The following is a 17,059-nucleotide window of genomic DNA, read 5'->3' on the forward strand; positions in this document are numbered from 1 at the left end:
GGCTAGTGCACGCCCTTCATCAGCTTCTTGATGAAGGGGATCAACGCCAGCAGAGCCAGCCCGATCACGATCGCGACGCCGCCGATGATGCCGAAGTACGGCGGCTCGTCGTGCACGTCGTAGGACTCGGCGAGCTTGCCCGACAGCGCGGTGCCCAGGGAGACCGACAGGAAGTTCAGCGCCACCATCTGCGTGCGGAACGCCTTCGGCGCGAGCTTCGTCGACAACGACAGCCCGACCGGCGACAACATCAGCTCGGCGATCGTGAACACCAGCAGGATGCCTGCCAGCGCGATGAGCGGGCTGCCGTTCACACCCGTGCCGGTCATCGGCAGGAACAGCAGGAACGCGATGCCCATGAGCACGGTGCCGAGCACGAACTTCATCGGCGTCGACGGCTGCTTCGGCCCGAGCTTCGTCCAGATCGCGGCGACGATCGGCGCGAAGACGATGATGAACACCGGGTTGATCGAGTTCACCCACGACACCGGCATGTCCCAGCCGAACAGGTTCCGGTCGAGGCGCTGGTCGCTGTAGACCGACACCACGGTGGACTGCTGCTGGTACAGCGAGAAGAACGCGGCGCTCGCGATGTACATCGGGATGAACGAGAACACGCGGCTGCGCTCGTCGGAGGTGATCTTCCTGCTGGTCAGGATCACCACGAAGTACACGACCGAGATGGCGGCGACCACGTACACGACCACGTCGGCCAGGTTCCCCGGGTTGACCACGCCGGACAGGATCAGCGCGACCACCGCGGCCACGATCACCACGGCAACCCCGATCGCCGCGAAGCGCTGCGAGGGCTGGAGCGGGTTCGGGATCTCCGACGCCTTCTCGCCCAGGTTCTTGCGGCCGAGCGTGTACTGGATCAGGCCCAGCGCCATGCCGATCGCGGCGAGCCCGAAGCCGAGGTGGAAACCGACCTCCGACTGCGCGAGCCCGGTGAGCAGCGGGCCGATGAACCCGCCCAGGTTGATACCCATGTAGAAAATCGTGAAGCCGGCGTCGCGACGCTCGTCGCCCTCGGCGTAGAGCGTGCCGACGACGGCGGTGGCGTTGGCCTTCAGCCCGCCCGACCCGATCGCGACGCACGCGAGGCCCACGCCGATACCCGTGAGGCCCGGCAGCAGCGCCAGCGCGATGTGCCCGATCATCACCAGGATGGCGCTGTAGAACAGCGTGCGCTCGGAGCCGAGCAGCCGGTCGGCCACTCACGCGCCGATCACCGTGGCGAGGTAGACCGTGCCGCCGTACGCGCCGACCACGCCGAGCGCGTCGCCCTGGTCGATGCCGAGCCCGCCCTGGTCGGCCTTGTAGTAGAGGTAGATGGCGAGGATGCCGAGCATCCCGTAGTAGGAGAACCGCTCCCACATCTCCACGCCGAAGAGGTTCGCCAGCCCTCGTGGGTGCCCGAAGAACCTCGTGTCGTGTTGGGCCGCCTCGGTAGAGGTACTCACAACTTTCTCGTCCTTGTCCTAGACAACGTTGTCGTTTCCGATTCGCATGCTAGAAGGCAAACGGGTGAACCGAACACCGGGCGGGGTGTGGGAAGGGTCATCGAGGGCTCTTACCGGCACTTCTCGTTGGTTAAGCTGGTATCAAGGTGCGCCGGGAAGTCTGGTCGGCAAGAGTTCTGTCCGTTGCCGTCCCGGAGGTCTGACCGTGTCCGCTCCCCGCCAAGCCGCCGCCGAGTTCGCTCGCTACCTGCGCATGGAGACCACGGGCGGGATCATCCTGCTGATCACCACCGCCGTCGCGCTGATCTGGGCGAACTCGCCGGCCGGGGACGTCTATCGGGCCGTGCGCGACTTCGAGGTCGGGCCCGAGTTCCTGCACTTGAACTTGTCGGTGGGCGATTGGGCGAAGGACGGCCTGCTCGCGTTGTTCTTCTTCGTCGCCGGGCTGGAGCTCAAGCGCGAGCTCGTGGTCGGTGAGCTCTCGCGCGTGAAGCAGGCGGTGCTGCCGGTGATCGCGGCGGTCGGCGGGATGGTCGTGCCGGCGCTGCTCGCGCTGGCTATCGGCTCGGGCACGCCGGGCTTCGACCGCGCGTGGGCGATCCCGGTGGCCACCGACATCGCCTTCGCGCTCGGTGTGCTCGCCCTCACCGCGTCGAACCTGCCGAGCAGCGCCCGCGTTTTCCTGCTGTCGCTGGCGGTGGTCGACGACCTCGGGGCGATCCTGGTGATCGCGATCGTCTTCACCACCGGGTTCGACCTGATCGCCGCCGCCGTGGCCGTGGTGGCGCTGGCGCTGTACTGGTTCCTGCAGCGCAGGCGCGTCCGCACGCCTTGGCTGTACGTGCCACTCGCCGTGGTCACCTGGGTCGCGGTGCACACCACGGGCATCCACGCGACCATCGCCGGTGTCGCGCTCGGGCTGCTCACCCGGGTGAGGCCCGACGAAGGCGAGGACGAGGCACCGGCCGTGCGGCTGGAGCACCGGCTGCAGCCGTGGTCGGCGGCGGTCGCGGTACCCGTGTTCGCGCTGTTCGCCGCGGGGATCTCGGTCAACGGGCACGCGCTCGGACAGGTCTTCACCACCGCGTTGCCGCTGGCCGTCCTGTTCGGACTGGTCGTGGGCAAGTTCGTCGGCATCCTCGGGGCGAGCGTGCTGGCGGTGAAGCTGGGCGTGGCGGAAAAGCCCACCGGCACGGGGTGGCGTGACCTGGCGGCGCTGGCCGCGCTCGGCGGGGTCGGCTTCACGGTGAGCCTGCTGATCGCCGACCTCGCGCTCGGCGAACCGGAGACCGAACTGGCCAAAGCGGCGGTGCTGATCGCGTCGGCGGTGGCTTCGCTGACGTCGGCCGCGCTGCTGCTGCGACGCAACCGGGTGCACGCTCGCGAAGGCTGATCTCCGACACTCCCGACGGTCCGTCGCGCCCGGGGAACGGGTACGTGGCACGATGACCCGGTGACCAGCCCCAAACACGAACGCACCGGCCCCGACGGCGTGGGGGCCGTGCCCTACCTGCCCCTCTCGAGCGACGAGGAGGCCGCGGCGGCGGAACAGTCCATCGGCAAACTCGTCGGTGACGCGACCCAGCACCTGTCGACACTGGTCAGGGCCGAGGTCGAGCTGGCGAAGTCGGAGCTGGTCGGCGAGATGAAGAAGGGGCTCAAGGGCGCCGTTTTCTTCCTCATCGCGCTCGCCGTGGGGCTCTACAGCTCGTACTTCCTGTTCCTCTTCATCGCCGAAATCCTGTCGGACTGGTGGGGCGTGCGCTGGCCGGCGTTCCTCACGGTGTTCGGCCTGATGCTCATCACCACCGCCATCACGGCGCTGATCGGCTGGCGCAAGGTGAAGAAGATCAAGGCGCCGGAGCGCACGATCGACAGCGTCAAGGAGACGGCCGCGGCCCTGAAGCCGCGGCGTGCGGCCGAAGAAGACAACCTGCCCGCGACGCGTCCCTGACGCGGCACCCGCAGTGCAGCTCACGCCCGATCCGTCGATCGTCCGCATCGACGGTCCGTGGACGCACCGCGACGTCTCGGCCAACGGCATCCGCCTGCACGTCGCCGAGCTCGGCAACGGCCCGTTGGTGCTGCTCCTGCACGGGTTCGGCGAGTTCTGGTGGACGTGGCACCACCAGCTGCGCGGTCTCGCCGACGCCGGTTTCCGCGCCGTCGCCGTGGACCTGCGCGGCTACGGCGACTCCGACAAACCCCCGCGCGGCTACGACGCGTGGACCCTGGCGGGTGACGTCGGCGGCCTGATCAAGGCGCTCGGCGCCCGTCGCGCGCACCTCGTCGGCCACGCCTGGGGCGGGATGCTCGCCTGGACGGTCGCCGCCCTGCACCCCCGGCTCGTGTCGTCGGTGACGGCCGTCGGCGCCGCGCACCCGCTCGCCCTGAAGTCCGCCGTGCTGCGCGCGCGCCTCGGCCAGGCCCGCGCCGTGAGCCACCTGTTCCGGTTCCAGGTTCCGATGGCTCCCGAGAAGTGGCTGGTCCGCGACGGAGCCGCCGCGGTGGAGTCGTTGTTCCACAGCTGGTCCGGCCCGGCGTGGCGGTCCTCTTCGGACTTCACCGACACGGTTTCCCTCTTCCGCCAGGCCATGCTGATCCCTGGTGTCGCGCACTCCGCACTGGAGTACTACCGCTGGGCCTTCCGCTCGCAGTTCCGCGGCGAGGGGCGCCGGTTCACCGACGCCGTGGGCAAGCGCGTCGCCGCTCCGGTGCTGCAACTGCACGGCGCGGTGGACACCTGCATCGTCCCGGAGACCGCGCGGGCGTCCGTGCACTGGGCCGGGCCGCACGGCGAGCCCCGAATCTGGCCGGGGGTCGGGCACTTCCCGCAACTGGAGGACCCGGAGCGGGTGACGAAGTCCGTTGTGGACTTCATCTCGTGAGCTCCGGTCAGCTCGCGCAGGCGCCCGTGCTCACGTTCGTCGTCTGAGACGGCGCCGCCGCGACCTCCGCGCGCACCTGTTCCGCGGTGAGCGTGAAGCCGGTGTCCGGATCTTCGACGGCCGCGCCGAAGACGACGCCGATCACGTCGCCGTCCGGGGTGATCATGGGGCCGCCGGAATTGCCGCTGCGGATGCCGGCGCGGATGGTGAACACATCGCGCTGCACGGTGTTCGCGTCGTAGATGTCGGGGCCGCGCAGGTTGATGCGGCCGCGCACGCGGGCCGCGGTCGAGGTGTACGGGCCGTCGAGTGGATAACCGAGCACGATGGCGTTGTCACCCGCCCGCGCGGTTTCCCGCGCGAACGGCAGCGCCGGCGCGGCCAGGCCGGGCACGGCCAGCACGGCGATGTCGACCTCGGGGTTGAAGTACACGACCCGCGCCCGGTAGTCGCCGCGCGTGGACTCGATGCCGACCTCGGAGGTGCCGGCGACGACGTGCGCGTTGGTCATCACCCGCTGCGGCGCGATCACGAAACCGCTGCCCTCCAGCGATTTCGAGCACGACGGCGCGTTGCCGCGGATCTTCACCACGCTCGGGTGCACCCGGCGCGCCACCGCCGTGACGTTCATCGACGTGTCCGGCGGCGCGGTGTCCGCCGCGGGCGCCTTCTCGAACGGCGAGAGCGCCGACGGGAAGCCCGACGCGTCGAGCAGCTTGCGCAGGTCGCTCGGCAGGCCCTGGGCCTCGGGCGGCATGAGGTCGTTGACCTCGCCCAGCACCGTCGACGAGTTGATCGCCTTCGCGAGCCCCGGGATGGCCGACACCGTCGTGAGCGGGTTCGCGACGAGCCACGCCACCACGAAAACCGCGGCCGCCTGGACGATCGCGCCCAGCGTCTTGTCCACTCCGGACAGCTTGTCGGGGTTGATCTTCCGCCGCAGCTTGCGCCCGGCCCACACCCCGAGCGTCTCGCCGAGCACCACCAGGAACACCACCACGGCGAGCGCGAACGCGACCTTCGCCACGGGGTTGTCGAACAGCTCGATCACGAACGGCGCCAGCTTCACCCCGAGCACCGCCCCGATGGCGACGCCGATCAGCGCGGGCAGCGCGACGATCACCCCCTGGTACGCCCCCGAAACCGCCGCCAGCACCGCCAGCACCAGCACGAGGACATCGACCCAGTTCACGCCGTCACTCCCCGCTCGCCTCTTCCTGAGCCGCGTTCCGGGCCCGGTGTTCGGCCAACGCTACGTCAAGGTCGCGCACGTCGCCGGTGTCCCACTCGCGCTCCCAGCCGCCGAGCGAAAGCAGCGCCGAGAGCAGCCCGGCGGTGAAGCCCCACACGAACAGCCCGTCGACTTCGAACGCCGGGCCGGTCCACGTGCGGCCCTTCATCTGCACGCGGAACCGGTTGGCCGGGTCGGCGAGGTCCGCGAGCGCGACCCGCGCGACGGCCGCGGTCTCACCCGGGTCCACGGCGTGCACGGGCGAGGGCGTGTGCCAGTAGCCGAGCACGGGCGTCACGGCGAAGCGCGACACCGGCACGGGCAGCTGCGGCAGGATCGCCACCGGCAGGATCCCGGACGGGTCCACGCCCGTCTCCTCCTCGGCCTCGCGCAGGGCCGTGCCGACGGGTCCGTCGTCGCCGTCCTCCGCGCCGCCGCCCGGGAACGCGACCTGGCCCGCGTGGGAGCCGAGCGTGTCGGCGCGGCGCTGCAGCAGCACGTCGGGTCCGCCGGCGCGCTCGCCGAAGAGGATCAGCACGGCGGCCGAGCGCGTGAGCGAGTCGTCGACGGTGAACCGGCTGAACGCGCGGCTGTCGACCTCCGCGGACACCTTGACCAGCGGCCGAAGCCACTCCGGTACTTCTTCGGGGTCGACGAGGGGACCGGTCATGAGAAGTCCTTCACGGCTGCGCGCACCTGGTCGGTGCTGTCGAACGTTCGGGGGCTGGAGATGAAGCGCACCTGTCCGTCGGGGGTCACGAGGTAGGACGCGGGCAAGTTCGAGGGCACCTTGAGCGCGGTGCGGATAGGACCGGTCTGGTCGCCGCCGTCGTAGACCGACGGCAGGTGCACGCCGAGGTCCTTCAGCAGGCCGAGCCCGTCGGCGGCGGAGCTGGCCACCTGCACGCCGAGCACCCGCACGGCGCCGGGTTCTTTCGCGTAGTCCTGCAACACGGGCAGCTCGGTGCGGCACGGCGTGCACCACGAGGCCCACACGTTCACCAGCGTCGGGCCGCCGGCGAGGACCTTGCCGACATCGACGCGCGAGCCGTCGCCAAGGCAGTCGGCCTGGATGCCGGCCAGCTGGGGGACCGCCGACGCGGACGGCGCCGGGCACGCCTGGAGTGCGGCCTGCGCGCGGACGGCGGTGAGGTCACCCGTCGCGGCGGGCGCGTCCTTCGAGGAGCCCCGCGTGGTGAGCACGGCGACCAGCACCGCGACCACCAGGACCGCGACGCCGAGTGCCCATTTGGTGACCGTTGTCACCCTCGCGCCGCCAGTTCGAGGATGTGCTCACGCTCCTCGCCCTTCACCAGCTTGGCGGCGACCTCGAACTCCGTGGGTCCCAGTCCGTAGGACGGGCAGTCCTTCTTGAGCGGGCACGCGCCGCACGCGGGCTTGCGCGAGTGGCACACGCGGCGACCGTGGAAGATCACCCGGTGGGACAGCATCGTCCACTCCTTGCGGGGGATCAGTTCCCCCACAGCGTGCTCGACCTTCACGGGGTCTTCCTCGGTCGTCCAGCCCCAGCGGCGCACGAGGCGGCCGAAGTGCGTGTCGACCGTGATCCCGGGCACGTCGAACGCGTTGCCGAGGACCACGTTGGCCGTTTTGCGCCCGACGCCGGGCAGTGTGACGAGGTCGTCGAGCTTCTTCGGCACCTCGCCGTCGAAGCGCTCCACGAGCGCCGCGCCGAGCCCCATCACCGAGTTGGCCTTGGCCCTGAAAAACCCGGTGGGCCTGAGGAATTCCTCGAGTTCGGTGCGATCGGCGCCCGCGTAGGCGGCGGCCGTGGGGTAGCGCTTGAACAACGCGGGCGTGACCAGATTCACCCGGACGTCGGTAGTCTGCGCGGACAGCACCACCGCGACCAGCAGTTCCAGCGGGTTCGTGAAGTCCAGTTCGGCTTTCGCGTCGGGATACACCGCGTCGAGGCAACGCTTCATACGCCGGGCGCGTCTCACCAAGGCGAGCCGGCTTTCACCGGCGCCCTCGCGGGGGGCGTTCGTGACGGCAGGTGGCACCCCGATAGCCTACGGGCGCGTCGGACGAGCCGGGCGGGAGCACCCGCCGGTGGACGACCGACACGCCAGAGCACCACCTCGGCGCACCGTGTGCCGCGAGGAGCGAGGATCTGGAGTCGATGCTTACTTTCCGTAGTGGATGTGTGTCATGACCGCGTGGTTCGTGATTCTGGTCCCACTGGTGATCATGTTCTTCGCTCTGTTCATGGAGCGGGTGGAAAGCCGTCTCAAGCACGTCGCGGTGCAGGAGAACGAGGTCGAGGAGTTCCTGGAGCAGGCTCAACCCAACGAGGTCAGGGCCCTCTACGGGCACGGAATCGGTCGCGCTCTGGAGCTGTTCCGGCTCCGTCGGCTCGGCGGACGGGCAGCCAGGCTTCGCGCGCGACGCGTGCGGAGTTAGGCTCCCTGTTCGTGCGAGATCGTCTCCGGCCGCCGCGCCCCGCGCGGCGAGCCGACGGGCGATCTCGCCGACACGCCCTAGACTGACGCGAAAGTGATCGGCGACACGGCCTTCGACCTGCGAAGGAAGTGATCGTTTCTCGACGAGGAGGCACCCGAGGTGGACGAAACCCTGGCCCGTGCGGGCATTTTCCAGGGTGTTGAGCCGGCAGCCGCTGAGGCTCTGGCCCAGACCTTGGAATCCGTGGAGTTCCCCCGCGGCCATGTCATCTTCAGCGAGGGTGAGCCGGGCGACAAGCTGTACATCATCCAGTCCGGCAAGGTGAAGATCGGCCGCAAGTCCCCGGACGGCCGCGAGAACCTGCTGGGCATCTTCGGCCCGTCCGACATGTTCGGCGAGCTGTCGATCTTCGACCCGGGCCCGCGCACGTCGAGTGCGACCACGGTCACCGAGGTGCGCGCCGTCACCATGGACCGCCCGGCTCTGCGCCAGTGGATCTCGACGCGGCCGGAGATCGCGGAGCAGCTGCTGCGCGTCGTGGCGCGCCGCCTGCGCCGCACCAACAACATGGTGGCCGAGCTCATCTTCACCGACGTGCCCGGCCGCGTGGCCCGCGCGCTGCTGCAGCTCGCGCAGCGCTTTGGCAGCCAGGAGGCCGGCCTCCTGCGCGTCACGCACGACCTCACGCAGGAAGAGATCGCCCAGTACGTGGGCGCCTCCCGCGAGACCGTCAACAAGGCCCTCGCCGACTTCGCCCACCGCGGCTGGCTGCGCCTGGAAGGCAAGAGCGTGCTCATCCTGGACCCGGAACGCCTGGCCCGCCGCGCCCGGTAGTTTCCTGCGGGCCCGCAGCTCGCCGAGCATCTTCTTTGGACAAAGGCCACCCCTGTCTCACGACGGCGGGTGGCCTTTGTCATGCCTGCTTCTGCCCTATCCCCCACACGGGCGGCATTCAGGTTGCGCGGTCGTGTCGCGGCACGTTTTTCTTCCACACCAGCGAAACTGGGTGCGGCTCTAAAGGCAACCCAGGGGCGGGATCGGCTTGAGGCGATCCCGCCACGCCTCGCCGGAGGCGGGGCAGAAAACACAGGCGGGGCAGACAACAACGACAAAGAGCCGGGCGCCACCCCCGACGTGGCGCACCGGCTCTTTGCCTTGGCGCGGACCATCCCCCGACGACCCGCGCTCCCCGCCCTCCGGTTCAGGCCCCGACCCGTGTGCCGGAGGGAGCTGGGATGTGCTGTTTCTCAACCATCATGGCCACTACCCACGAATTCAAGGCCATTCACTCTCAAGGACGCCGCTTCGGCCATTTCGTTGCACGAGTTCACTGAGAATCCATAGAGCGTTACGGGATCGAGACCTCAGGGGCGTAGTCCGAAGCGTTCGATGACAGTGACCCACCTGACCACAAAACAACTGGTACCTGCGTACCACTCTGAGGCATACTGGTACGCGTGTCCCACTCTGCTCGTTCCGAAGGCCGCACCACGCTCGCCGACTACCGCGCCGCGCTGAGGGCTCCTGGCTCTCGCCGCCCGGTCGTCGCGTCGGTGCTCGCTCGTCTGCCGATCGCGATGATCGGTATTTCCGCGCTGCTCTACGTGCAGCGCGAGACCGGCTCGTTCGCCGCCGCCGGGCTGGTGTCGGCCAGTTCGCTCGTCGGCGTGTCCGCGGGCGCGGTGGTGCAGGGGCGGCTCATCGACCGGTACGGGCCCACGCGGCCGCTGCTGGTCACGGTGGCGCTGTTCGCGCTGTCGATGGTTGCGCTGGCTCTGGCGATCGAGGCGCACGCACCCACCTTCCTGCTGGTCACGTTGGCCGCCGCGACGGGTCTGTCGGAGCCGATGATCGGTTCGGCGTCGCGCGCGCTGTGGACGAAACTGCTTCCGGAGGGCCCGACGCGCAACGCGGCCTTCTCGTACGAAGCGATCAGCATGGAGGTGTTCTTCATCCTCGGCCCGGGCATCGCGGGTCTGCTGATCACGGCGCCGTGGGCCGGCACCGGCATGGTCGTGGGCGCGGCGGCGATGGTCACCGGCGCGACGGTGTTCGCGCTGAGCCCCGCCGTGCGCGCTTGGGGCCCTGCTCCGCGTACGAAAACGCGGCTGTTGGGTGCGCTGGCGAGCCCGGGAATGCGGACGCTCGCCCTGGCCGCGCTGGGGTTCGGCGTGGTGATCGGGTTCGTCGAGGTGGCCGTGCCGGCCGCCGCGACCGAGTCCGGGCACGCGGCGCTGAGCGGGCTGCTGCTTTCGGCGTGGTCGCTCACTTCGGTGGCCTTCGGCGTGGCCTACAGCCTGCACCCGTGGCCGCGGCGCCTCGGCCTGCGCCTGCCCGCGCTGCTGGGCGGGTTCGGCGCGCTGGTGGCGCTCCTGGCCCTGCCGTCGTCGCTGTGGGCGCTGGCGCTGCTGATGCTGCTGGCGGGCGCCCTCATCACGCCGCAGTCGACCACCCACTCGACGGCGATCGAGACCGTCGCCCCCCGCGGGACCGCCGCCGAGGCCTTCGGCTGGGTCCTCACGGCGGTGACGCTGGGGCTGGCCGCGGGCCAGTCCGTGAGCGGTTACCTGGTGGAGCACGCCGGGCCGCGCGCGTCGTTCCTCGCGGCCGGCGCGGCCGGGCTGGCGCTGGCCATCGTCGTGTGGCTGCTGCGCGGCACGGTGCGCACGCCGACCGCCGAGCCCACCGACTCGGGCGAGCTCGTGGGCGCCGGCCACTGACGTTTCCGCCGGTTGGCGGCTGCAACCGCCAACCGGCAGACGGTTCCGCCGCCCAGTGCCGGTCGAACCGATTGCGTTGATGGCCGATCGAGCCCACCACGGTGAGCTCGCGGGTGCCCGCCCTGTCGTTACCGCTGGTCGAACCGGTCGGATCCGGATTTTGTCGGTGTCCGGCGCTACCGTCCCGGCCATGGATCTGACGTCACCGGCACGACCGCTGTCCACGGCCGTGAACGCCGCCGCGCGCCTGCTGCCCAGGCAGGCCGCGCTGCGGTTGCGGGCCGGCGCGGGCGGGCTGGAGGTCGAGGGGCGCGACCGCGACCTGTCCGTGCGCTTGGGGTGCCCGGCGACCACCCACACGGACGGCGACGTGCTCGTGCCGGCAGCGCCACTGGCCGAGACGCTGAAGATGCTCGACGTCGACCAGGTGCGTCTGGTCGTCGAGGGCAGCCGGCTGGCGGTGCGCGTGGAAGGGGCGCGCTTCGCCTTGCCGCTGCTGGACCGGGGTGCGCGCGTGGAGCCCGCGTCGCCACCGACGTTGTCCGAAGTGGACGGCGAGCTGCTCGCGGCCGCCGTCCGCACGGTCGCCGGCACGGCCGCGAAGGACGATCCGCTGCCGGTGTTCACGGGCGTGCGCGTGCAGAGCTCCGGTGACACGCTCGTGCTCACCGCCTCGGACCGCTACCGGATGGCCGTGGCGCGCGTGCCACAACGAGCGGCGTGGGGGCCGCTCGACGTGCTCGTGCCCGCGCGCCTGCTCACCGAGGCCACGCGCCACGCCACCGGCACCCTCACCCTCCAGGCCGACGCCGGCCACTTCGGCCTGAGCTGGGCCACCGGCACCATCACCACCGCCGTGCTCGACGCCGGCTTCCTCTCCGCCGACGCCATCCCCTGCGGAGACGTCGACACGGAAGTCGAACTGCCCGCCTCGGCCCTCGCCGCTGCCATCCGCCGCGTCGGCGTCTACGCCGAAGATCGCCGCACCCTCACCCTCGAAGTGGGCGATGCGCACGTCCGCCTCGCCAGCACCCGCGCTGACACGGGCGAAGCCGAGGAAACCCTGAAGGCAAGCGTTTGCGGGGGCCGCACCTCGCCCTCCTTCCAGGCCCGCTACCTCCTCGACGCCCTCGCCCCCTTCGCCGACGCCACCGTGCGCCTCGCCATCCAGCCCGGCCTGCGCGCGTGCGTCCTGACGTCAGCCGAGCCCCGGGACGTCGAGCTGACCTACTACCTGATGCCGATGCTGCCGCGCTGAGCACCGCCCGCCGACGACGACCCCCACCCGATCACCTCCGACTGGTGACCCGCGACTCGACCACAGCGCGAGATCGCTCAAAGGCGATCTCGCACGCCTCGGCGGAGCCGAGGCCAAAAACACAGCGACTTCCGGGTAGGTCGCCACCTCGCGGGCTACCGCGTCGAGCCGGGACGGGGTGACGCTGAGCCACAGCAGCGCCGACAGCGAGGCGCCCAGCAAAGCCGCATCGACCTCCACGTCGAAGTAGAGGGCTCCCGAGGTGCGCAAGTGCTCGAGGCGGCGGCGCACGGTCGTCTCCGAGCGGCCCGACGCCGAGGCCAGCGTGGCGAGCGAGGCGCGGCCGTCGTGAGCCAGAGCGGCGAACAGGGCGTCGTCGCCGGGTTCCAGGCGCGGGGAAATCAACCCGTCGTCCGGGCGAGCCAGGGCGGCGACCTGCGCGGCGGAAAGCGCACTCGCGCGCCCCGGCCAGCCCGCGGGTCAGCCGGCGAAGCGACGCAGCAGCCGGTGCGCCGTCACGGACACCACGCGCGGCGTGCGCGGCAGCTGCCCGAGCAACAGGCCCTCGTCGGCTTCCTGACGGGGCGCCGAGGTGTAGCACGTGATCTCGGTGCCGCCGGACGTCAGGCTGACCCACGCCGTGTCGTCGCGGCGCGCGAGGGCCGTCGCGATGGCTCCGGCGGCGTCCGGCATGCAGCGCACGCGCAGCAGCCACAACACGCGCCCGAGCTTCGTCACCTCCGGCACGCCGACAACGCGCACCACGCCCGTCGACCGCAGCCGGTGGTAGCGCCGCGCGACGGTCTGGTCCGACACCCCCAGCACCTCCGCCAAGCGGCTGAACGGCACGCGCCCGTCGAGCTGGAACGCATGCGTCAGGCAGCGGTCGAGGTCGTCGAGCTGAGGGGATTCCACCGGATCAGCCCAGCCACTGTCGGATTTCGAGCACTTGACGCGAGCGAGCATTCCGAACCACCAACCAGGGCCAGAGTCGACGGCATCGGAAGGAGCCGTCCATGAACCTCGACCACACCATCTTCCTGGCCCACGACCACGACCGCGTCTGGCAGCTCTACGAGCAGCTCGGCTTCACCCTCAGCCCGACGTCGCGCCACCTCGCCTCGAGCACCAGCGGCGGCGAGCCCACGCTGAGCTGTACCGCCAACCGGTGCGCCTACTTCAACGGCTCGTTCGTCGAGCTGATCGGCATCGTCGACGCGACCGCGGGCGACCCGTGGCAGGTGCTGCCGATCGTCGCGCGCGGCGAAGGCCTGTACGGCGTCTCCTTCGGCGTGCCCGACACCGAAGCCGCCGAACGCCGGCTGCGTGAAGCCGGCCTGTCCACGTCCGGCGTGCTGTCTCTGCAACGCGACGTCGACACTCCCGAAGGCCGCCGCACCGCGCGGTTCCGCAGCGTGCACCTGCGCCGCGACCGCACCCCCGAAGGCAGCCTGCACACGGCCGAGCACCTCACTCCCGAATACGTGTTCCAGCCGCAGTTCCTGGACCACCCCAACGGCGCGAAGGGCCTCGACAGCGTCCAGCTCGTGGCCTCCGAAGCCGAGCTGCCCGCCTACCTCCACCGCTACGAACAGATCCTCGACCAGCGCCCCACCGGCACCTCGTTCGCGCTCGGCACCGGACGCCTCGACCTCGTGCCCGTGACCCGGCTCGACGAAGTGCTGCCCGGCGAGCAAGCACCTCGGCTGCCCTACTTCGCGGCGCAGACCGTCGCGGTGGAAAACCTCGGCCCGGCAAGGAAACTGGTCGCCGACGCCGGCCTGCCCACCGTCGACCTGCCCGGCGGCGGCTTCTTCGTCCCCGCAGCGCACGCCGGCGGTGCGGCCGTCGGTTTCGTGGAAAGGTGAAACGAATGATCATCGCAACGGCGAGCGGCAAGGTCCGCGGCGCCAACGGCGTGTTCCGCGGCATCCCGTACGCCCACCAGGAACGCTTCCGCCCACCCGCGAAAGCGCCCACCTGGACCGGCGTGCGCGACGCCTTCGAACCCGGCCCCGCGGCGATCCAGCTGCCGTCGCGGCTCGAGCCCGTGATCGGGCCGATGGAGCTGGCCCAGTCGGAGGACTGCCTGTCGCTCAACGTCTTCACACCCTCGACCACCGGTTCACGGCCGGTGCTGGTGTGGATCCACGGCGGCGCGTTCCTCACCGGGTCCGGCGGCCAGGGCTGGTACGACGGCACGCGGCTGGCCACCGAGGCCGACGTCGTCGTGGTCACCCTCAACTACCGCCTCGGCGTGCTCGGTTTCCTGGCGCTCGACGGCCTCGCCCCGCCCAACCTCGGCATCGCCGACCAGCTCGCCGCGCTGGAGTGGGTGCGCGACAACGTGGCGGCCTTCGGCGGCGACCCCGCGCGCGTCACGCTCGCCGGGCAGTCGGCGGGCGCTCAGTCCACGCTCACGCTCTGGTCGGCACCGCGCGCGCAGGGCCTGGTCCACCAGATCGCGCTGCAGAGCCCGCCCGTCGGCCTGGCGCCGCAGAGCCCCGACGAAGCCGCCGACTGGGCGGAGAAGTACGTCCACGCCCTCGGCGCGAAGGCCCCCGAAGAGCTGGCCACCATGCCCACCACCCGCTTGCTCGACGGCCTCAGAGCGCTCGCCTCGCAGGTGCCGCCGGGGATCGCACCGCCGTTCCAGCTCGTCGTCGACCACGACCTCGTGCCAGACGACCTCGTCGCCGCCGCGAAACCCGGCCGTGCCCTCCTCAGCTGGACCCGCAACGAAACCCGCGTCTACAGCCTCGACGCACCCCAGGAGCAGGTCGACCAGACGACCGCGGCCGTCTTCAGCGGCGACCTGCCGCGGCTGGCCAAGCAGCTCGGCGAAGGCGCCACCCTCATGCGCTTCGACTGGGGCGCGCCCGGCAACCCGTACGGCGCCTGCCACTGCATCGACGTGCCCTTCCTCTTCGGCAACCCCGCGCCCGGCGCCGCCTGCCTCGACGGCGCCCCCAACCCGCCGGAGGTAAACGACCTGCGCGGCATCTGGGCCCGGTTCCTCCACGGCGAACGCCCCGCGATCGACACCCCGCTGCTCACCGCGTTCTGAGGTGCGAAAAGGGCCGCTCACCCGACCCGGGTGAGCGGCCCCGCCCGCAAGGCATCAAGCCGCCGAAGCGGCCTTCACCGCCGCCTCGACCTCGGCGAACGACGGGTTCACCATCGCGATGTCGCCGACGATCACCGTCGGCACGGTCTCGTTGCCGTTCGCCACCTCGCGCACACGCTCGGCCGCCCCCGGCTCCTCCCAGATGTTGATCTCCTTGACAGTCAGGCCGCTCGCCATCAGCGGCCGCCGCAGCGCCGCGCAGAAGCCGCAGCCCGGCCGCCAGTAGAACTCGACCTCGACGTCACTCATCGCCCGTCCTCCGAAGCACGTAGGTAGTCCAGTTGCGCTCGCACGCTGTATTCGGCGGGTGCCCACAGCGCTTGATCGACGTCGGCGTAGACCACCTCGACCACCTGTCGCGGCGACGCGTCGGCCCCGAGCACCTGCAAAGCGGAACGCACCTGGTCCAGCCGCTGTTCCCGGTGCGCCAGGTACTCACGCGCGGTCGCGGGCAGATCGGCGAGCTCGGCACCGTGACCGGGCAGGCCGGGGGTGCCGGCGGGCAGCTCGATCAGCTTGCGCAGGCTCCCCAGGTAGTCACCCAGATCCGTGAGCACGGTCGTGCCGCGCCCGAGGATCGTGTCGCCGGTGAGGATCTCGCCGGCGACGTGCAAGGACACGGAGTCGGCTGTGTGCCCGGGCGTGTGCAGCACGCGGAACTCGAGCCCGCCCGCCGTGAACTCCTCGCCGTCGACCAACGGCTCGGCGCCGACGCACAGCTCGGCGTCGAACGCCCGCACCGGCGCCCCCACGCGCTCGGCGAACCACGGCGCGCCCTCGGCGTGGTCGGCGTGGTGGTGGGTCAGGACCACGAGCTCGACCGCGCCCACGGCCGCGAGCTTCTCCAGGTGGTCGAGGTCGCGATGACCCGGATCGACGACCACGCCCGCCGGCGCGTCCGGCCCGCGCAGCACCCAGCTGTTGGTGCCCTCGAGCGTCATCATCGACGGGTTGTTCTCCAGCAGCACCTGCGCGGTCTCGGAGACGCGGCGAAGCACGCCGTACGCGGGTTCGGTCACCGTCAGACCTCCGACTCGTCGAGCACGACGCGGAAGCGGTCGCCCTCCTTGATGAGCGTCGGCATGGTGCGCACGATCTCGCGCGGGGCCGCGAGCAGGTCGTCGGCCGTGGCGTGCTCGTCGATCTCGGTGAGCGTGAGCCACGTCGGGGGCATCAGCATGCGGCGGCCTTCGCGGGCGTCGTCGATCGCGGCCGCCGGGCGCTGCCAGCCGGTGGTCAGCGCCTCGGACGTCGCCCCGTCGGCGCGCTGGCCTTCGGGCAGCTTCGCGGAGAAGAAGCGCGTGTCGTAGCGACGCGGCTCCTGCGCCGGCGTGACCCAGTGCGCGAACGGTCGCAGCAGGTCGGCGCGCAGCGTCAGCCCGGCGTCGGCGAGGAACGCGGCGAGCGAGATTTCCCGGCTCTCCAACGCCTTCCGCGCGTCGGCGTACGGCGTGACGTCGGCAACCACCGCGTCTTCCGTGCCCGCCAGCAGCACGCCCGACTCCTCGAACGTCTCGCGCACGGCCGCGCACACGAGCGCGCGGGCAAGGCTTTCGTCGCACGTGAACTGCGCGGCCCACCAGCTCGGCGGAGGCCCGGCCCACGCCACAGAGGCGTCGGCGTCCCGCGGGTCCACGCCGCCGCCGGGGAAGACGGTCATGCCGCCGGCGAAGGGCATGCCCTTCACGCGGTGCTGCAAGAACACTTCGAGCCCGGCCGCGCGATCACGCACGAGGATCACCGTGGCGGCGTCCTTCGGCTTCGCGGGCGGGCCGTCGGCGTTCGCCCTGGTACCTACACCGGCCCCCACGGGGATGTCGAAGAGGAACTCACGCGGCCGATCCACCGGGGCAACATACCTCGCGACCGTGACCTCACGCCCACAACTTGTGACATGTCACCGACGCACTGCAGCCCCGGACCCATCGGGAGCCGGGGCTGCAGGTGA

General features: G+C 71.0%; 18 protein-coding genes and 1 pseudogene. 9 read left to right on the forward strand and 10 right to left on the reverse strand.

From position 1 onward, the window contains the following. Positions 1-2: 2 nt before the first annotated feature. Positions 3-1,463, reverse strand: a pseudogene (locus ACWEOE_RS19320) (peptide MFS transporter). Between the two features lie 253 nt (positions 1,464-1,716). Here ACWEOE_RS19320 and nhaA point away from each other — a divergent pair. The 3 genes from nhaA to ACWEOE_RS19335 are packed head-to-tail and all read left to right on the forward strand — an operon-like array spanning position 1,717 to position 4,351. After that, positions 1,717-2,856, forward strand: a complete 1,140-nt coding sequence (gene nhaA / locus ACWEOE_RS19325) for a Na+/H+ antiporter NhaA (RefSeq protein WP_452010900.1) — start codon at positions 1,717-1,719, stop codon at positions 2,854-2,856. A 60-nt stretch (positions 2,857-2,916) separates the two neighbouring features. After that, positions 2,917-3,417: a phage holin family protein gene (locus ACWEOE_RS19330; RefSeq protein ID WP_452010789.1), complete on the forward strand. Its 501-nt coding sequence runs from the start codon at positions 2,917-2,919 to the stop codon at positions 3,415-3,417. 13 nt (positions 3,418-3,430) lie between these two features. Continuing rightward, a complete protein-coding gene (locus tag ACWEOE_RS19335; RefSeq protein WP_452010792.1) occupies positions 3,431-4,351 on the forward strand; it encodes an alpha/beta fold hydrolase in 921 nt (306 codons plus the stop codon). Between the two features lie 7 nt (positions 4,352-4,358). Here ACWEOE_RS19335 and ACWEOE_RS19340 read toward each other — a convergent pair whose 3' ends face one another. The 4 genes from ACWEOE_RS19340 to nth are packed head-to-tail and all read right to left on the reverse strand — an operon-like array spanning position 4,359 to position 7,528. Then, complete coding sequence (locus ACWEOE_RS19340; protein ID WP_452010795.1) at positions 4,359-5,543, reverse strand: MarP family serine protease; 1,185 nt, start codon at positions 5,541-5,543, stop codon at positions 4,359-4,361. A 4-nt stretch (positions 5,544-5,547) separates the two neighbouring features. Continuing rightward, entirely contained in the window at positions 5,548-6,252 is a 705-nt protein-coding gene (locus tag ACWEOE_RS19345) for an NUDIX hydrolase (protein ID WP_452010797.1), read from the reverse strand. Beyond that, positions 6,249-6,848 carry a TlpA family protein disulfide reductase gene (locus ACWEOE_RS19350; protein ID WP_452010800.1) on the reverse strand — a complete coding sequence of 200 codons (600 nt, stop codon included), beginning with the start codon at positions 6,846-6,848 and terminating at the stop codon, positions 6,249-6,251. The genes ACWEOE_RS19345 and ACWEOE_RS19350 overlap by 4 nt, the downstream gene beginning before the upstream one ends. Then, the gene (gene nth / locus ACWEOE_RS19355; RefSeq protein WP_452010801.1) at positions 6,845-7,528 is read right to left on the reverse strand and encodes an endonuclease III; all 684 of its coding nucleotides are present in this window, start codon (positions 7,526-7,528) and stop codon (positions 6,845-6,847) included. Before nth ends, ACWEOE_RS19350 begins: the two co-directional genes overlap by 4 nt. Positions 7,529-7,754: 226 nt before the next feature. On the opposite strand from nth, the gene ACWEOE_RS19360 reads away from it, so the two are divergent. The 4 genes from ACWEOE_RS19360 (at position 7,755) to ACWEOE_RS19375 (ending at position 11,984) form a co-directional block, all read left to right on the forward strand. After that, positions 7,755-8,006: a hypothetical protein gene (locus ACWEOE_RS19360; protein WP_204092841.1), complete on the forward strand. Its 252-nt coding sequence runs from the start codon at positions 7,755-7,757 to the stop codon at positions 8,004-8,006. A 159-nt stretch (positions 8,007-8,165) separates the two neighbouring features. After that, a complete protein-coding gene (locus ACWEOE_RS19365; protein ID WP_204092840.1) occupies positions 8,166-8,840 on the forward strand; it encodes a Crp/Fnr family transcriptional regulator in 675 nt (224 codons plus the stop codon). Between the two features lie 623 nt (positions 8,841-9,463). Continuing rightward, positions 9,464-10,726, forward strand: a complete 1,263-nt coding sequence (locus tag ACWEOE_RS19370; RefSeq protein WP_452010803.1) for an MFS transporter — start codon at positions 9,464-9,466, stop codon at positions 10,724-10,726. A 190-nt stretch (positions 10,727-10,916) separates the two neighbouring features. Next, positions 10,917-11,984, forward strand: coding sequence for a DNA polymerase III subunit beta (locus ACWEOE_RS19375; protein ID WP_452010805.1), 1,068 nt, complete (start codon positions 10,917-10,919; stop codon positions 11,982-11,984). On the opposite strand, the gene ACWEOE_RS19380 is transcribed toward ACWEOE_RS19375, so the two are convergent. After that, positions 11,925-12,389, reverse strand: a complete 465-nt coding sequence (locus ACWEOE_RS19380; protein ID WP_452010808.1) for an Lrp/AsnC family transcriptional regulator — start codon at positions 12,387-12,389, stop codon at positions 11,925-11,927. The two genes, ACWEOE_RS19375 and ACWEOE_RS19380, sit on opposite strands and share 60 nt — an antisense overlap. A 75-nt stretch (positions 12,390-12,464) precedes the next feature. After that, positions 12,465-12,899, reverse strand: a complete 435-nt coding sequence (locus ACWEOE_RS19385; RefSeq protein WP_452010810.1) for an Lrp/AsnC family transcriptional regulator — start codon at positions 12,897-12,899, stop codon at positions 12,465-12,467. Between the two features lie 101 nt (positions 12,900-13,000). On the opposite strand from ACWEOE_RS19385, the gene ACWEOE_RS19390 reads away from it, so the two are divergent. Continuing rightward, positions 13,001-13,852, forward strand: coding sequence for a VOC family protein (locus tag ACWEOE_RS19390; protein ID WP_452010812.1), 852 nt, complete (start codon positions 13,001-13,003; stop codon positions 13,850-13,852). A 5-nt stretch (positions 13,853-13,857) separates the two neighbouring features. Next, positions 13,858-15,051 (forward strand): carboxylesterase family protein, encoded by a 1,194-nt coding sequence (locus ACWEOE_RS19395; RefSeq protein ID WP_452010814.1) that lies wholly within the window; start codon positions 13,858-13,860, stop codon positions 15,049-15,051. A 54-nt stretch (positions 15,052-15,105) separates the two neighbouring features. On the opposite strand, the gene ACWEOE_RS19400 is transcribed toward ACWEOE_RS19395, so the two are convergent. From ACWEOE_RS19400 to ACWEOE_RS19410, 3 genes are read right to left on the reverse strand one after another with little or no spacing between them, the layout of a single operon-like run. Next, the gene (locus ACWEOE_RS19400) at positions 15,106-15,360 is read right to left on the reverse strand and encodes a glutaredoxin domain-containing protein (RefSeq protein ID WP_452010816.1); all 255 of its coding nucleotides are present in this window, start codon (positions 15,358-15,360) and stop codon (positions 15,106-15,108) included. Next, complete coding sequence (locus ACWEOE_RS19405) at positions 15,357-16,130, reverse strand: MBL fold metallo-hydrolase (protein ID WP_452010819.1); 774 nt, start codon at positions 16,128-16,130, stop codon at positions 15,357-15,359. Before ACWEOE_RS19405 ends, ACWEOE_RS19400 begins: the two co-directional genes overlap by 4 nt. A gap of 2 nt (positions 16,131-16,132) precedes the next feature. After that, entirely contained in the window at positions 16,133-16,957 is an 825-nt protein-coding gene (locus tag ACWEOE_RS19410; protein ID WP_452010821.1) for an NUDIX hydrolase, read from the reverse strand. Positions 16,958-17,059: the final 102 nt, after the last annotated feature.

This window comes from Amycolatopsis sp. NPDC004368, assembly GCF_053602515.1.

Excerpts from the sequence above, each read along its gene's own strand:
- nhaA (WP_452010900.1), top strand. The coding sequence starts at position 1,717 with ATGGAGACCACGGGCGGGATCATCCTGCTGATCACCACCGCCGTCGCG.
- ACWEOE_RS19345 (WP_452010797.1), bottom strand. The coding sequence starts at position 6,252 with ATGACCGGTCCCCTCGTCGACCCCGAAGAAGTACCGGAGTGGCTTCGG.
- nth (WP_452010801.1), bottom strand. The coding sequence starts at position 7,528 with ATGAAGCGTTGCCTCGACGCGGTGTATCCCGACGCGAAAGCCGAACTG.
- ACWEOE_RS19360 (WP_204092841.1), top strand. The coding sequence starts at position 7,755 with ATGACCGCGTGGTTCGTGATTCTGGTCCCACTGGTGATCATGTTCTTC.
- ACWEOE_RS19375 (WP_452010805.1), top strand. The coding sequence starts at position 10,917 with ATGGATCTGACGTCACCGGCACGACCGCTGTCCACGGCCGTGAACGCC.
- ACWEOE_RS19390 (WP_452010812.1), top strand. The coding sequence starts at position 13,001 with ATGAACCTCGACCACACCATCTTCCTGGCCCACGACCACGACCGCGTC.
- ACWEOE_RS19395 (WP_452010814.1), top strand. The coding sequence starts at position 13,858 with ATGATCATCGCAACGGCGAGCGGCAAGGTCCGCGGCGCCAACGGCGTG.
- ACWEOE_RS19400 (WP_452010816.1), bottom strand. The coding sequence starts at position 15,360 with ATGAGTGACGTCGAGGTCGAGTTCTACTGGCGGCCGGGCTGCGGCTTC.